Annotated in this window: 16 protein-coding genes; 12 read left to right on the top strand and 4 right to left on the bottom strand. The window is 53.8% G+C overall.

The features are described 5' to 3' along the window. The first annotated feature begins 39 nt into the window (after window positions 1-39). The gene (uraA, locus tag IB196_RS06350) at window positions 40-1329 is read left to right on the top strand and encodes a uracil permease (RefSeq protein WP_005121873.1); all 1290 of its coding nucleotides are present in this window, start codon (window positions 40-42) and stop codon (window positions 1327-1329) included. Between the two features lie 95 nt (window positions 1330-1424). Further along, on the top strand, window positions 1425-2126 hold the full coding sequence (locus IB196_RS06355; protein ID WP_211924219.1) for a DnaA inactivator Hda: 702 nt from the start codon (window positions 1425-1427) through the stop codon (window positions 2124-2126). Window positions 2127-2160: 34 nt separating this feature from the next. On the opposite strand, the gene arsC is transcribed toward IB196_RS06355, so the two are convergent. Both arsC and bepA read right to left on the bottom strand, forming a co-directional pair. Next, window positions 2161-2520 carry an arsenate reductase (glutaredoxin) gene (gene arsC / locus IB196_RS06360; RefSeq protein WP_005121875.1) on the bottom strand — a complete coding sequence of 120 codons (360 nt, stop codon included), beginning with the start codon at window positions 2518-2520 and terminating at the stop codon, window positions 2161-2163. Between the two features lie 122 nt (window positions 2521-2642). After that, window positions 2643-4106, bottom strand: coding sequence for a beta-barrel assembly-enhancing protease (bepA, locus tag IB196_RS06365; RefSeq protein WP_040233490.1), 1464 nt, complete (start codon window positions 4104-4106; stop codon window positions 2643-2645). 226 nt (window positions 4107-4332) lie between these two features. Here bepA and IB196_RS06370 point away from each other — a divergent pair, with 226 nt between their 5' ends. The 4 genes from IB196_RS06370 to iadA all read left to right on the top strand — a co-directional run bounded on the left by IB196_RS06370 (window position 4333) and on the right by iadA (window position 7861). Beyond that, window positions 4333-5397: an AI-2E family transporter gene (locus tag IB196_RS06370; protein WP_005121878.1), complete on the top strand. Its 1065-nt coding sequence runs from the start codon at window positions 4333-4335 to the stop codon at window positions 5395-5397. A gap of 166 nt (window positions 5398-5563) precedes the next feature. Beyond that, window positions 5564-6223 (top strand): nucleoside recognition domain-containing protein, encoded by a 660-nt coding sequence (locus IB196_RS06375; protein ID WP_040233492.1) that lies wholly within the window; start codon window positions 5564-5566, stop codon window positions 6221-6223. A 1-nt stretch (window position 6224) separates the two neighbouring features. Further along, window positions 6225-6686 (top strand): YjiG family protein, encoded by a 462-nt coding sequence (locus IB196_RS06380; RefSeq protein ID WP_188232141.1) that lies wholly within the window; start codon window positions 6225-6227, stop codon window positions 6684-6686. Window positions 6687-6697: 11 nt separating this feature from the next. Then, window positions 6698-7861 carry a beta-aspartyl-peptidase gene (iadA, locus tag IB196_RS06385; RefSeq protein WP_040233493.1) on the top strand — a complete coding sequence of 388 codons (1164 nt, stop codon included), beginning with the start codon at window positions 6698-6700 and terminating at the stop codon, window positions 7859-7861. Between the two features lie 153 nt (window positions 7862-8014). Here iadA and bcp read toward each other — a convergent pair whose 3' ends face one another. Both bcp and IB196_RS06395 read right to left on the bottom strand, forming a co-directional pair. Beyond that, window positions 8015-8485, bottom strand: coding sequence for a thioredoxin-dependent thiol peroxidase (gene bcp, locus IB196_RS06390; protein WP_005121883.1), 471 nt, complete (start codon window positions 8483-8485; stop codon window positions 8015-8017). Continuing rightward, window positions 8485-9057 (bottom strand): glycine cleavage system transcriptional repressor, encoded by a 573-nt coding sequence (locus IB196_RS06395; protein ID WP_005121884.1) that lies wholly within the window; start codon window positions 9055-9057, stop codon window positions 8485-8487. Before IB196_RS06395 ends, bcp begins: the two co-directional genes overlap by 1 nt. 145 nt (window positions 9058-9202) lie before the next feature. On the opposite strand from IB196_RS06395, the gene dapA reads away from it, so the two are divergent. The 6 genes from dapA to ypfH all read left to right on the top strand — a co-directional run bounded on the left by dapA (window position 9203) and on the right by ypfH (window position 15756). Next, a complete protein-coding gene (gene dapA, locus IB196_RS06400; RefSeq protein ID WP_005121885.1) occupies window positions 9203-10081 on the top strand; it encodes a 4-hydroxy-tetrahydrodipicolinate synthase in 879 nt (292 codons plus the stop codon). A 16-nt stretch (window positions 10082-10097) separates the two neighbouring features. Beyond that, complete coding sequence (gene bamC, locus IB196_RS06405) at window positions 10098-11132, top strand: outer membrane protein assembly factor BamC (RefSeq protein WP_149692243.1); 1035 nt, start codon at window positions 10098-10100, stop codon at window positions 11130-11132. 111 nt (window positions 11133-11243) lie between these two features. After that, window positions 11244-11957, top strand: coding sequence for a phosphoribosylaminoimidazolesuccinocarboxamide synthase (purC, locus tag IB196_RS06410; protein WP_003835086.1), 714 nt, complete (start codon window positions 11244-11246; stop codon window positions 11955-11957). Window positions 11958-12086: 129 nt separating this feature from the next. Next, a complete protein-coding gene (locus IB196_RS06415; protein ID WP_005121887.1) occupies window positions 12087-12953 on the top strand; it encodes a neutral zinc metallopeptidase in 867 nt (288 codons plus the stop codon). Between the two features lie 15 nt (window positions 12954-12968). After that, on the top strand, window positions 12969-14984 hold the full coding sequence (locus IB196_RS06420; protein WP_188232140.1) for a GNAT family N-acetyltransferase: 2016 nt from the start codon (window positions 12969-12971) through the stop codon (window positions 14982-14984). 73 nt (window positions 14985-15057) lie between these two features. Further along, on the top strand, window positions 15058-15756 hold the full coding sequence (ypfH, locus tag IB196_RS06425; RefSeq protein WP_188232139.1) for an esterase: 699 nt from the start codon (window positions 15058-15060) through the stop codon (window positions 15754-15756). Window positions 15757-15792 lie beyond the last annotated feature (36 nt).

Below are 15792 nucleotides of genomic sequence, written 5' to 3' on the forward strand. Positions count from 1 at the left end.
CCAATCGCTAATAACAAACAACACTCAGAGGAAAACACTATGACGCGCCGTGCTATCGGGGTGAGTGAAAGACCGCCGCTTTTACAGACAATCCCGCTTAGTTTGCAGCACCTGTTCGCCATGTTTGGCGCAACGGTACTGGTGCCAGTCCTGTTTCATATCAACCCAGCTACCGTTCTGCTGTTTAACGGCATTGGTACGTTACTGTATCTCTTTATTTGTAAAGGTAAAATTCCGGCTTACCTCGGTTCAAGCTTTGCGTTTATCTCCCCGGTTCTGCTGCTGCTGCCGCTAGGATATGAAGTGGCGCTGGGCGGTTTCATTATGTGTGGCATCCTGTTCTGCCTGGTTTCGTTCATCGTTAAGAAGGCCGGTACTGGTTGGCTGGATGTCATGTTCCCGCCTGCGGCGATGGGCGCAATCGTTGCCGTCATCGGTCTGGAGCTGGCGGGTGTCGCTGCGGGTATGGCGGGATTACTGCCTGCTGAAGGACAAGCGCCAGACTCAACAACCATCATCATCTCAATGGTGACGCTGGCGGTGACGGTATTTGGTTCCGTACTGTTCCGTGGCTTTATGGCGATTATCCCGATTTTGATTGGGGTGCTGGCTGGGTACGCGCTCTCCTTCGTGATGGGCGTTGTGGACACCACGCCGATAGCGCAGGCTCACTGGTTTGCTCTGCCAACGTTTTACACGCCGCGCTTTGAATGGGTCGCTATTCTGACCATTCTGCCTGCGGCGCTGGTGGTTATTGCTGAACACGTCGGGCACCTGGTGGTAACGGCGAATATCGTGAAAAAAGATTTGATTCGCGATCCTGGCCTGCATCGATCTATGTTTGCTAACGGTCTGTCGACGGTGATCTCCGGCTTCTTCGGTTCTACGCCGAACACCACGTACGGCGAGAACATCGGCGTTATGGCGATTACCCGCGTTTACAGTACCTGGGTTATTGGCGGCGCGGCGATTTTCGCCATTCTGCTCTCCTGCGTCGGTAAACTGGCGGCGGCGATCCAAATCATTCCACTGCCGGTCATGGGCGGTGTATCTCTGCTGTTGTACGGCGTGATTGGCGCTTCCGGTATTCGCGTGTTGATCGAGTCAAAAGTTGACTATAACAAAGCACAGAACCTGATCCTGACCTCGGTCATTTTGATCATCGGCGTCAGCGGCGCGAAAGTTCACATCGGTGCTGCTGAGCTGAAAGGCATGGCGCTGGCGACCATTGTGGGTGTCTGTCTGAGCCTGATTTTCAAAGTGATCAGCCTGCTGCGCCCGGAAGAAGTTGTCCTCGATGCTGAAGATGCTGACAGCCCGCAACACTAAGTCTCTGACCGGGTAGCAATGCTGCCCGGTTCTATCGCGACGCATTTCTGTGTTAAACTCAACGCGATTTTATGAAATCCTGGGTTGAGGTATCTCTGAACACACCGGCACAGCTCTCTTTGCCACTTTATCTTCCTGATGACGAAACTTTCGCAAGTTTCTGGCCGGGGGATAACTCCTCTTTACTGGCTGCACTGCAAAACGTGCTGCGTCAGGAACATAGCGGGTATATTTATCTCTGGTCGCGTGAAGGCGCTGGCCGTAGTCATTTGCTGCATGCAGCCTGTGCGGAACTGTCCGCGCGCGGCGATGCGGTAGGCTACGTGCCGCTCGACAAACGTACCTGGTTCGTCCCCGAGGTGCTCGACGGGATGGAGCATTTATCGCTGGTATGCATCGACAACATCGAATGTGTGGCCGGTGATTCGCTGTGGGAAATGGCGATCTTTGATCTCTACAACCGTATCCTGGAGTCGGGGAAAACACGCCTGCTGATCACCGGCGATCGTCCACCAAGACAGCTGAATCTGGGATTGCCAGATCTCGCTTCGCGTCTGGACTGGGGGCAAATCTACAAGCTGCAACCACTTTCCGATGAAGATAAGCTGCAGGCGTTGCAATTACGCGCCAGACTTCGCGGATTTGAACTGCCGGAAGATGTGGGCCGCTTTCTGCTTAAGCGTCTGGATCGGGAAATGCGTACGCTGTTTATGACGTTGGATCAGCTTGATCACGCATCGATCACCGCCCAGCGTAAGCTGACCATTCCGTTCGTAAAAGAGATACTGAAGCTGTAAGTGCCGCAGCCGAAAAACTGCGGCAGTCTTAAGGTTAACCAATAATTTCCAGCACTTGCTCAGGTGGGCGACCAATCCGTGCCTGACTTTTCGCTACCACAATCGGGCGCTCCATCAGTTTTGGGTTTTCTACCATTGCCTGAATCAGCGCATCTTCGCTCAGATTTTTGTCCGCCAGGTTAAGCGACTTATAGAGATCTTCTTTCTGGCGCATTAGCTCACGCGCGCTGGACATACCCAGCATCTGCAGAAGTTCACGCAGGGTTGCTGCATCAGCCGGCGTTTCCAGATACAACACCACTTCCGGGTCCACGCCGTTGGACTTCAGTAATTCCAGCGTTTCACGGCTCTTGGAGCAGCGTGGGTTATGGTAGATTTTAATCGCGTCTGACATGACTTCTCCTTGCATAACAATACTGCCGGATGGCGGCCTAAAGGCCTTATCCGGCCTACAATCGCGTCTGATGTAGGCCGGATAAGACGCTACAGCGTCGCCATCCGGCAAGGGTTCGATAATTACATCTTGGTGTACGGTTTAAAGCGCTCTTGCAGTTGGCGCAGTTGGTCGATACGGGCATCGTATCTGGCCTGCTGCTGGCTGCCTAGTTTCACCTGAGCACTGGCGTTGCTGAGCATCGAGATCGCCTGATCAAGACGTCCGGCGAGGGCATACCCTTCCGCGCGCGCCGCCAGTTCCTGATCGCGGTTATTCAGATTGGCTTCCGTTTGGGCTAACAGATCCCAGCCGTTGGTGTCATCTTTATGATTAAACGTATAGCGATTCAGGATGGTTGCCGCCTCTTTGGCTTGTCCGCCCTGTAAATAGGCATTCGCCAGGTTGAGCTGCAGTACCGGATTGGTACGCAGGTCACGGGCGTTTTTCAGGCGATTAATGGCATCGCTGGTTTTCTTCTGGCCGAGATCGATATCTGTTGCCAGGTCGAGATACCATGCATTATTCGGATCTGCCGCGAGCAGCGGCTGTAGCGCTTTACGTGCTTCGTCGTATTTGCTGGCTTCCATCGCTTGCAGCGCCCGGCCATACTGCGCAGCGCGCTGTTCGCGCACGTTACCTTTCGACCAGTTATCCAGTAGATCGCTGGTTAACTGGTTGCGGCCTGAATTGTACATGCCCAGGGTGCGCGCTTTGGCCAAATAGAAATCTTCTGAAGATTGTACTACGACCGGGCGCATCTGGTTGGCGCGGTTACGGGCATCCGACAGGCGGCTTTCAGGCAGGGGGTGAGTCAGCAAAATTTCCGGCGGACGCGAAGAGTAACGGGCCTGATCGAGCAGTTTTTCGAGGAACGTCGGCATGGCCTGGGGATCGAATCCCGAACGTTGCAGCACCTGAATACCGATGCGATCTGCTTCCTGTTCGTTCTGCTGTGTAAAGCTAATCATTCCCTGGCGCGTACCCGCCAGCGTACCGGTTAGCGCCGCCATCCCTGCCTGCGGGCTGGCCATCGCTAATAAAATCGAGCCTAATGCGCCAACCCATGTCAGCGGTGCGCTACGTTTCTGATCTTCCATCGCGCGCGCCAGGTGGCGCTGCGTGACGTGAGAAATTTCGTGCGCCATTACCGACGCCAGTTGGCTTTCGTTATCGGAATAGCGGAACAGTGCGGAGTGCAATACAACGTTGCCGCCAAAAAAAGCGAAGGCGTTTATTTCATCGTTGTTAATTAAAAAGAAAGTGAAGGGCGTTTTTACCGAATCTGCATGCGAAACCAGGCGCATCCCCAGAGCATTAATGTATTGGGTCAGCAACGGATCGTTAATTAACGGCGCACTACCGCGCAGCTGGCGAACGTAATAATCGCCCATCTGCATTTCTTGTCCAATAGAAAGCGTACTGCCTGCCGACGTTCCCATATCAGGCAGGGTGTCCGCAGTATCAGCAAATGCGGGCGCAACCTGACCGACGGTCAGTGCAGCAATGAGGGTAGCAACCAGGTTTTTTTTCAACTGCCTGAACATAACCTCTGTCCTGTATTCTTTTTTGAGATAGCCATTTGACCAATGCCGTGAAGTATCGTTCACACTCCGCAAGCTTAGCGAGTGTAACTGCGAAACCTGACGATGAACACCCAGGAAAAATGTCTTTTCACTTTGCGTAATCAGCCATAAAAAGCGAAGTCTTTTTTGTGACATTTCGATACAATTCGGGATCGCAATCCCGCTATTGAGGTTCAGGGAAGGTTTTATGCTCGAAATGTTGACGCAATGGTATCGCCGCCGCTTTAGCGACCCTGAGGCTATTGCCTTGCTGATTATTCTGGTTGCCGGTTTTGGCATCCTGTTCTTCTTTAGTGGTCTGTTAGCGCCGCTGCTGGTCGCGATTGTGCTGGCTTATCTGCTGGAATGGCCTACCGCCCGGCTGGAAAATATCGGTTGCTCGCGGCGTTGGGCGACGTCAATTGTGCTGGTGGTGTTTGTCGGCATTTTACTGCTGATGGCGTTTGTGGTAATGCCGGTCGCATGGCAGCAAGGCATCTATCTGATCCGCGATATGCCTGGCATGCTCAACAAGTTGTCTGACTTTGCCGCTACCTTACCGCGACGTTATCCGGCGCTGATGGATGCGGGCATCATTGATGCGATGGCGGAGAATATGCGCTCGCGAATGCTCACCATGGGCGATTCGGTGGTGAAATATTCGCTGGCTTCACTGGTCGGTTTACTGACGCTGGCGGTGTATCTGGTGCTTGTCCCACTGATGGTATTCTTTTTGGTGAAGGATAAGAGCCAGATGTTGAATGCTGTGCGCCGGGTGCTGCCGCGAAATCGTGGACTGGCAGGACAAGTCTGGAAAGAAATGAACCAGCAAATCACCAACTATATCCGCGGTAAAGTACTGGAGATGGTGGTGGTCGGTGTTGCAACCTGGCTAGGCTTCCTGATGTTTGGCCTTAACTACTCTCTGCTGCTGGCGGTGCTGGTGGGGTTCTCTGTGCTAATCCCGTACATCGGCGCGTTTGTGGTAACGATTCCGGTTGTTGGTGTGGCGTTGTTTCAGTTTGGACTCGGAACGGAGTTCTGGAGCTGTTTCGCCGTGTACCTGATAATCCAGGCGTTGGACGGCAATCTGCTGGTTCCCGTACTCTTCTCCGAAGCCGTAAACCTGCACCCACTGGTGATTATTCTGTCGGTTGTTATTTTCGGCGGTCTGTGGGGATTCTGGGGGGTATTCTTTGCCATTCCGCTGGCGACGCTAATCAAAGCCGTGGTGCATGCCTGGCCGGATGGTCAGACGGTTGACGATCGCTAATCCATCAGTTCCGATGGCGCCATGCCGTCGGAACTGAACTTGTCTGACCTCTATCCTCACTTTCTGAATAATTTCCTCCGGTATCGTTTTTCTCCGTGTTTGTCTTTAATTTGGCCCTCGTGATGTTTTTTCGTCACGCAAGGAATAAGGCCAACAGGAGAACAACATGGGTCACAACACACACACGCAGCAAAAGGCGGGATGGGGCGGTTATCTCGCTTTTTTTATTACGATTATTCTTTTTTCCGGCATGTTTGCGAAAAGTACCGAATGGTGGCGAGTTTTTGACTTCACCGTCCTCAACGGCGCGTTTGGGTCGATTAATGCCGCAGGCGATACGGCGGTCTCTTTTCGCGGCTCTGGAGGGATGGGGGCCAAAGACGGCTTCTTATTCGCGCTTGAGCTGGCACCTTCCGTCATTCTTTCTCTCGGGATAATCTCCGTCACTGAAGGGCTGGGCGGTTTGCGCGCGGCGCAACAGTTGATGACGCCGGTCCTGCGCCCGTTACTCGGTATTCCGGGTGTTTGTTCGCTGGCGCTGATTGCGAATTTGCAAAATACCGATGCTGCAGCAGGGATGACCAAAGAGATGGCGGAAGAGGGCATTATTACTGAACAGGAACGCGCCATATTTGCCTGCTGGCAAACCAGCGGCAGCGCGTGTATTACCAACTATTTTTCCTCGGGTGCTGCGCTGTTTACGATGGTTACCGTGCCGGTGATTACGCCGCTGGCGGTGATCCTTGTCTTCAAATTTGTGGGGGCGAATCTGCTGCGTTTGTGGATTGCGCAGCTTGAAAACCGCCGTCTGCAGCAGGAGGTCTGAGATGACAACGCAGGTACGTAAAAACGTCATGGATATGTTTATCGATGGCGCACGGCGCGGGTTTACTATTGCTACAACCAGCCTGTTACCAAACGTGGTGATGGCGTTTGTGATTATTCAGGCGCTGAAGGTGACGGGATTGCTCGAGATTGTCGGGCGGGTGTGCGAACCGGTGATGGCGCTGTGGGGGCTACCGGGGGAATCTGCCACCGTGCTGCTGGCGGCGGTGATGAGTATGGGAGGCGGCGTCGGCGTTTGTGCCAGTCTGGTTGTTGCTGGTACGCTTTCGGGACATGATGCGACTGTATTGCTGCCGGCTATCTACCTGATGGGCAATCCGGTGCAAAATGTGGGACGCTGTCTGGGGACTGCGGGGGGCCATCCTCGTTATTACCCGCTGATTATTGCGGTATGCGTTATTAATGCGCTGCTCTCTATTTGGGTTATGCAGGTAATTGCCTGACAAGGAAGGTTATGAACTGTTCCATTCTTAATTTGACGTTGTTCCAGCAGGGACACGTGTACGCGCCGGAAGATTTAGGCCGCCAGGATATTCTGGTGTCTGGCAGTACAATTGTTGCCATCGCGCCGTCGATTTCTCCTGAAGACTTCCCCGGCTGCGAGTGCATCCATCTTGACGGTGCGATTGTGTGCCCGGGGTTTATCGATCAGCACGTCCATCTGATTGGCGGCGGCGGAGAGGCAGGGCCACATACCCGTACGCCTGAAGTGCGCTTGTCGCGACTGGTTGAAGCCGGTATCACTTCCGTCGTGGGATTATTGGGAACGGACGGGATTACCCGTCATCCTGAGTCGTTGCTGGCGAAAACACGTGCGCTGGAGTTTGAAGGCATCAGCGCATGGATGCTGACCGGGGCCTATTCTCTGCCATCTCCGACCATCACCGGCAGTATCGATCGCGACGTGGCGCTGATCGATAAAGTTATTGGCGTGAAATGTGCGGTTTCGGACCATCGTTCCTCTGCCCCGGACACCTCGGCGCTGGCGAACATGGCGGCGCAGTCGCGGGTTGGTGGATTGTTAGGGCGCAAGCCGGGGATCAGCGTTTTCCACATGGGTGACAGCCCGCGCATGCTGGAGCCGTTGTACAACATCCTCGAGTGCTGTGATGTCCCGATTACCAAACTGTTGCCGACACACGTTAACCGTGCACAACCGTTGTTCCAGGCGGCGCTGGAGTATGCCCGCCAGGGCGGTTATATCGATATTACCAGCAGCATTGATGAGCCAGTCGATCCGGCCATGGCCATTGCCACGGCGCTGCGCCAGAATGTGCCATTGTCACGCATTACCCTGAGTTCGGACGGCAACGGAAGTCAGCCGGAATTTGATACGTTTGGTAATCTCACCGGCATTGGTGTCGCAGGGTTTGAATCTCTGGCTGAAACGGTGCGCCAGTTAGTGAAGGTGCATGCTGTGCCGCTGGAACAGGCGCTGTGTCCGCTGACGCGTACGGTCGCAGAATTTTTGGGGCTCGAACATAAGGGGCGTCTGGCGGCGGGATGCGATGCGGACATTCTGGTGCTTAACGATGCGCTGGAGGTTAATCACCTGTGGGCGAAGGGAAAAGCTGTGGTCAGAGAGAAGAAAGCCTGCGTAAAAGGGACGTTTGAATAAACGCTTATGCGGATGTCAGCCTGAAAAAGTACAGATTCATGTTTATGCCGGGTGGCGGCTACGCCTTACCCGGCCTACAAGTTTCGCAATATTAATAAACTGCCCAGGCCTGATAAGCGAAGCGCCATCAGGCTTTTTCCAGCAAAACGTAAATCAGGCGTTCTCTTTCAGCCAGTTCAGTACCACGTCGTGGTGATTACTGGTTTTGAAATCATCAAACACATGTTCAATTTTGCCTTCGGCATTAATCAGGAAGCTGATGCGGTGGATGCCATCGTAGGTCTTACCCATAAATGACTTTTCACCCCAGACGCCAAACTGCTCGCAAACCTGATGATCTTCATCAGACAGGAGCGTGAAGTTAAGCACTTCTTTCTCCGCAAATCGGGAAAGCTTTTCTGGTTTATCGGTGCTTATACCCAGCACTTCAACACCGGCTTTTTTTAACTGATCCATGTTATCGCGCAAGCCACAGGCCTGTACAGTACAGCCGGGCGTCATGGCTTTCGGGTAGAAATAAACCAGAACACGCTGTCCCTGGAAGTCGGTTAAATTTACTTGTTCTCCGTCTTGATCCGGCAAGCTAAATTTCGGTGCGATATCACCGGCTTTCAGTGGGTTCATTACTTAACTCCATCCTGTTCATCATGCTGTGAGTAATTGACGACGTTAATACTGCCTTGCGCATTGAGTTCTGTACAGAGTGCTTTAAACGCATCCTCAATATTTGCCGAATCATGTGACGCAGGACTATGTGCGGTAATTTGAATAAACAACTGTGCAGCCTTGCCGTTTTCAGCCGGCTGTGTGCGCGAAACCAGTTCCGCAATATTCATTTGGTGGCTGTCAAACAGGGCGGTAAAGCGCTCAATCAAATGAGGCGAGTCGGGGACATCGACCTGTACCCATACCGTGGCGGGCATCGCCGGGCGGGGACGCGCGGTCGTACGCTTCATCACAATCAATAAATCCAGCTCTGCGCCTTTCAAAGGCAAGGTTGATTCAATCAGGGTGATGGCATTCCAGGTTCCGGATAACAGCATGATAAACGTAAACTCGTCACCCAGCATGGCCAGTCGGCTGTCTTCGATATTACAGCCACAACTGCTGACATGACGGGTGATAGTGTTCACAATTCCCGGGCGGTCAGCACCCAGCGCAGTAATGACCAGATAGTGTTGCGATGGCGATGTCAAACCTGTTCTTCCTTTGAGCGGTGAGGTAATCATAAGGAAAGCATAAAAAAAACATGCATACAACAATCAGAAGGGCTATGGTCGCTTGCTTTTATTGTCGTACCAAACGTACCATTGAGACACTTGTTTGCACAGAGGATGGCCCATGTTCACGGGAAGTATTGTCGCGCTTATTACGCCGATGGATGAGAAAGGTAAAGTCTGCCGGTCGAGCCTGAAAAAACTGATTGATTATCATGTCGCCAGTGGCACCTCGGCGATCGTTTCGGTTGGCACCACCGGTGAGTCCGCTACCCTGAGTCATGATGAACATGGCGATGTGGTAATGATGACGCTGGAGCTGGCCGATGGGCGTATTCCGGTTATTGCCGGAACGGGCGCCAATGCGACCGCAGAAGGCATTAGTCTGACGCAGCGTTTTAACGACAGCGGTGTTGTCGGCTGCCTGACGGTGACGCCTTATTACAACCGCCCAACTCAGGAAGGTTTGTTCCAGCATTTCAAAGCCATCGCGGAACATACTGACCTGCCGCAAATTCTGTATAATGTGCCGTCCCGTACTGGCTGCGATATGCTGCCGGAAACCGTGGGTCGCCTGGCGAAGGTAAAAAATATTGTCGCTATCAAAGAGGCCACAGGGAACTTAAGTCGTGTTCACCAGATCAAAGAGCTGGTTTCAGACGATTTTATTCTGCTTAGCGGTGATGATGCGACCGGACTGGACTTCATGCAGCTTGGTGGTCATGGCGTGATTTCCGTAACGGCTAACGTTGCGGCACGTGATATGGCCGAAATGTGCAAACTGGCGGCAGAAGGGCATTTTGCCGAGGCGCGGGTGATCAACCAACGTCTGATGCCGTTACACAACAAACTATTTGTCGAACCCAATCCTATCCCAGTGAAATGGGCATGTAAGGAGTTGGGACTTGTGGCGACCGATACGCTACGTTTGCCGATGACGCCAATCACGGACAATGCTCGTGATATCGTCAAAGCGGCGCTTAAGCATGCCGGTTTGCTGTAAAGTTTAGGGAGATTTGATGGCTTACTCAGTACAAAAGTCGCGCCTGGCCAAGGTTGCGGGTGTTTCGCTTGTTATGTTGCTCGCGGCCTGTAGTTCTGACTCGCGCTATAAGCGCCAGGTGAGCGGTGATGAATCCTATCTGGAGGCCGCACCGCTTGCTGAGCTTCACGCGCCAGCTGGGATGATTCTACCGGTTATGTCGGGTGATTATAACATCCCGGTAACCAACGGCAGCGGTGCCGTGGGTAAAACGTTGGATATTCGCCCACCGGCTCAGCCGTTAGCATTAGTTACTGGCGCCCGTACTCAGATCGCGGGCGATACAGCGACATTGTTGGTCGAAAATGGTCGTGGCAACACGCTGTGGCCGCAGGTCGTGAGCGTTGTTCAGTCTAAAAACTACACCATCGCGAAACGTGATGATGCCAGCCAGACGCTGACCACCGATTGGGTTGACTGGAACCGTCTGGATGAAGACGAACAGTACCGTGGACGTTATCAAATCTCGGTTAAACCGCAGGGCTATCAGCAGGCGGTGACGGTGAAGCTGATTAACCTCGAGCAGGCGGGTAAACCGGTAGCCGATGCGGCATCAATGCAGCGTTACAGCGCTGAGATGATGAACGTTATCTCTGCTGGTCTGGATAAGAACGCCACTGACGCCGCGAATGCCGCGCAGAACCGTTCTGCCGCGACTATGGACGTTCAGAGCGCCGCCGATGACACCGGTTTACCGATGCTGGTGGTACGTGGACCGTTCAACGTGGTATGGCAGCGTCTGCCGGCAGCGCTGGAAAAAGTGGGCATGAAAGTGACCGACAGCACCCGTTCTCAGGGCAGCATCGCTGTGACTTACAAACCACTGTCAGACAGTAACTGGCAGGAGCTGGGCGCAAGCGATCCGGGCCTGGTATCCGGCGACTACAAACTGCAGGTCGGTGATTTAGACAACCGCAGTAGTTTGCAGTTTATCGATCCGAAGGGGCATACCCTGACGCAAAGCCAGAACGACGCGCTGGTCGCCGTCTTCCAGGCAGCGTTCAGTAAGTAAAAAAAAAGGGCTGGATAACTCCAGCCCTTTTTTTCTGATATGATACGCAAACGTGTGCGTCGGCAGAAAAACGCAATATTTATCGTTAATTCACACCCAGGAGTAATAAAGATGCAAAAGCAAGCTGAGTTGTATCGTGGTAAAGCGAAGACCGTATACAGCACGGAAAACCCGGACCTGTTGGTGCTCGAATTCCGCAATGATACGTCAGCAGGGGATGGCGCGCGCATTGAACAGTTTGACCGTAAAGGCATGGTGAACAACAAGTTCAACCATTTCATTATGACTAAACTGCAAGAAGCGGGCATTCCTACCCAGATGGAGCGACTGCTTTCTGATACCGAATGTCTGGTGAAAAAACTGGAGATGGTACCGGTTGAATGTGTGGTACGTAACCGCGCGGCAGGCTCACTGGTTAAGCGTTTAGGCGTTGAGGAAGGTATTGAACTGAATCCGCCGCTGTTTGATCTGTTCCTGAAAAACGATGCTATGCACGATCCAATGATTAACGATTCCTATTGCGAAACCTTTGGTTGGGTGAGCAAAGAGAATCTGGCGCGTATGAAAGAGCTGACCTACAAAGCTAACGACGTGCTGAAAAAAATGTTTGATGACGCAGGTCTGATTCTGGTCGACTTCAAACTTGAGTTTGGTTTGTATAAAGGTGAAGTGGTGCTGGGTGATGAATTCTCACCGGACGGCAGCCGTCTGTGGGACAAAGAAACGCTGGATAAAATGGACAAAGATCGCTTCCGCCAGAGCCTTGGCGGCCTGATCGAAGCCTATGAGGCCGTCGCGCATCGTCTGGGTGTGAAGTTAGACTAATCCTCCCTCTGAGCCGGCGATCGCTCTCCGGCTCATCAATCCCGCTGATTTTGATTACTGTTTCTTATGGTAATCCTGTTCCGAACCGCCTACGATCATCATCATAATGAATAAAAAGTTGAGGTGATTATGCGCTGGCAAGGGCGTCGTGAAAGTGACAATGTGGAAGACAGACGAAACAGCTCCGGCGGTGGCCCCTCTATGGGCGGCCCTGGTTTTCGTTTGCCCAGTGGTAAAGGCGGCATCATCCTGCTGATTGTCGTGCTTGTCGCAGGTTATTATGGCGTGGATCTCACCGGATTAATGACCGGTCAGCCTGTTTCCCAACAGCAATCATCACACTCCATCAGCCCCAATGATGATGAAGCGGCAAAATTTACCTCGGTGATTCTGGCCACCACGGAAGATACCTGGGGGCAGCAGTTTGAAAAAATGGGGCGGACCTACCAACAACCGAAGCTGGTGATGTATCGCGGAGCAACGCGAACCGGCTGCGGCGCGGGCCAGTCCGTGATGGGACCGTTTTATTGCCCGGCAGATGGCACGGTATATATCGACCTCTCATTCTATGATGACATGAAAAACAAACTGGGTGCCGATGGTGATTTTGCTCAGGGTTATGTTATCGCCCATGAAGTGGGTCACCATGTGCAGAAACTGCTGGGTATTGAACCGAAAGTTCGCCAGATGCAGCAGAATGCCTCACAGGCTGAGGTAAATCGTCTTTCCGTGCGTATGGAACTGCAGGCGGACTGCTTTGCCGGCGTCTGGGGACACAGTATGCAGCAGCAGGGCGTGCTGGAGTCCGGTGACCTGGAAGAAGCGCTGAACGCCGCTCAGGCCATTGGCGATGATCGCCTGCAGCAGCAAGGGCAAGGGCGCGTTGTACCAGACAGCTTTACCCACGGTACTTCTGAACAGCGTTTTACCTGGTTCAAGCGCGGCTTTGACAGCGGCGATCCGGGACAATGTAATACGTTTGGTAAAGGCATTTAAGATACTGGGGCAGGGATGTCTGATAACACAGCACTGAGCGCGTTAACCGAACAGATGGCTCGCGAGGGGATCCGTCGTCTGCTGATTATTAGCGGCGAGGAGAACTGGTGTCAGGGGCAGGCGTTAGCACTACGCGACATATTACCCGGCGACTGGTTGTGGGTAGGGGCGCATGCCCCTGCTGAACCGAACTGTACGCCACAGGCGCTGCAAACGTTACTGGGGCGCGAGTTTCATCATGCGGTTTTCGACGCCGGGCAGGGATTTGACGCTGCGGCGTTTGCCGCCTTAAGCGGTACGCTGATCGCCGGGAGCTGGCTGGTGTTGCTGACTCCGTCGTGGCATACCTGGCACACGCATCCTGATGCAGACTCACTGCGCTGGAGCGACTGTGCAGAACCCATTCCTACACCGCACTTTGTTGAACACCTCAAACGGGTGATTTCCCTCGATAGACAGGCTCTACACTGGCAGCAGCATCAGCCGGTTTCCTGTCCGCACTTTCCTGCTCGCGCAGCCTGGCTCGCGGCAACCGGCGAACCCCAACCAGAACAGGCGATGATATTAAATCATTTGCTGGCTATGCCTCCCGGTGTGGTTGCGGTGACGGCCGCACGGGGTCGGGGCAAATCCGCGCTGGCCGGGCAGTTGATTTCTCGTATGACGGGGACGGCTATCGTTACCGCTCCGGCGAAAGTGGCAACCGATGTACTGGCGCAATTTGCTGGGGAACGCTACTGCTTTATGGCGCCGGACGCGCTGTTAGCCAGTGCTGAAACGGCTGACTGGCTCGTTGTTGATGAAGCCGCCGCGATACCCGCGCCGCTGCTGCTGCAACTGGTGGCGCGTTTTCCCCGCACGCTGTTAACGACAACCGTTCAGGGCTATGAAGGAACCGGCAGAGGGTTTTTGCTGAAATTCTGCGCCCGCTTTCCCAATTTGCGACGCTATGAGTTGCAACAGCCCGTGCGCTGGGCGCAGGGATGTCCGCTGGAGAAAATTGTCAGCGATGCGCTGGTGTTTGATGACGAAACGTTTACGCATGCCCCATCGGGGGGGTTGCACTTCCCGGCGTTTGAGCAACACGCCTGGCATACAAACCCGGCGCTGCCGTTAGCGGTATATCAGCTGCTTTCCGGGGCGCATTACCGTACCTCACCGCTGGATCTGCGACGCATGATGGACGCCCCGGGGCAGCATTTTCTGCAGGCTTCGGCTGTTGATTCGGTCGCGGGAGCCGTCTGGCTGGTCGATGAAGGGGGATTATCCGCAGAATTAAGCCAGGCCGTCTGGGCCGGATATCGCCGACCCAGAGGTAATCTTGTTGCGCAGTCGCTGGCGGCGCACGGCGGTGACCCCCTGGCGGCGACGCTCGTCGGGCGACGGGTCAGTCGAATTGCGGTTCACCCCGCGCGACAACGGGAAGGTATTGGGCAACAGCTGATTATGCAGGCCCGGCGCTATTGCACGCAGTGTGACTATCTGTCCGTCAGTTTTGGTTATACGGCTGAACTTTGGCGTTTCTGGCAACGCTGTGGTTTTGTGCTGGTGCGGATGGGCAACCATCGCGAAGCCAGCAGCGGTTGTTATACCGCCATGGCGTTGCTACCCATCAGCGAAGCGGGAAAGCGCCTCGCCGGGCGAGAGCATCAGCGTTTGCGCCGGGATGCGGAAATCCTGGCGCAGTGGATCGATGAGCGCATCCCGCTTACCCCGTTGAAAGAGACTACGCTTAATGAGGATGACTGGGATGAGCTGGCTGGGTTTGCCTTCGCGCATCGACCACTATTAACATCACTGGGCTGTCTGAGCCGTCTGCTTGAGTACAGCGAGTTACCCCTTCCGGCATTGCGCGGACGTATACAGGCTAAACGCAGCGATGCCGAATTGTGCCAACAGCTGAAGGTCTCAGGTCGTAAAGCACTGCTGGTCGTTCAGCGCGCTGAAGCGGCACAGGCCTTAAATCAGTTGGATGCTGAGCGTGAACAGCGGCTACATAATCGCATTATGCAATGGCAATTTTTTCACTAACTTCTTCAATTTCCTGGCATGGTCATTGCGGTTAAGCGGCGTAGAATGATTCTCATCAGTTAAGGAGATCGCCATGAAACATGACCATTTTGTTGTTCAAAGTCCCGATAAACCCGCTCAACAGCTATTGTTGCTGTTTCATGGCGTCGGCGATAACCCGGTTGCCATGGGCGAAATTGGCTCCTGGTTTGCGCCGCTGTTTCCGGATGCGCTAATCGTCAGCATTGGCGGGGCAGAGCCTTACGGTACGACTTCCGGACGTCAGTGGTTTTCGGTACAGGGCGTAACGGAAGAGAACCGCCAGGCGCGTATTGACGCGATTATGCCGGTGTTTATCGAAACCGTTCGCTACTGGCAAAAACAAAGCGGCGTTTCACCGCAGGCTACCGCGCTGATTGGCTTTTCTCAGGGTTCGATTATGTCGCTTGAGAGCATCAAAGCCGAGCCGGGGCTGGCATCGCGGGTCATTGCCTTCAATGGTCGCTATGCCACCTTACCGCAGGTTGCAACTACCGCAACGACGGTGCATTTGATTCACGGTGGTGAAGACCGGGTGATAGAACTCTCCCATGCCGTTGCCGCGCAGGAAGCATTAATTGCTGCGGGTGGGGATGTGACGCTGGATATCGTCGAAAACCTGGGGCACGCCATTGATGAACGCAGCATGCAGTTTGCGCTCGATCATCTGCGTTTTACCGTACCGAAGCACTACTTCGATGAAGCGCTGAGCGGTGGTACACCTCACGATGATGATGTGATTGAGATGATCTGATTGATAACCTTAGGCCGGATAAAACGCGAAGCGTTG

The organism is Citrobacter sp. C6_1 (assembly GCF_014596835.2).
Taxonomy (GTDB): Bacteria; Pseudomonadota; Gammaproteobacteria; order Enterobacterales; family Enterobacteriaceae; genus Citrobacter; species Citrobacter pasteurii.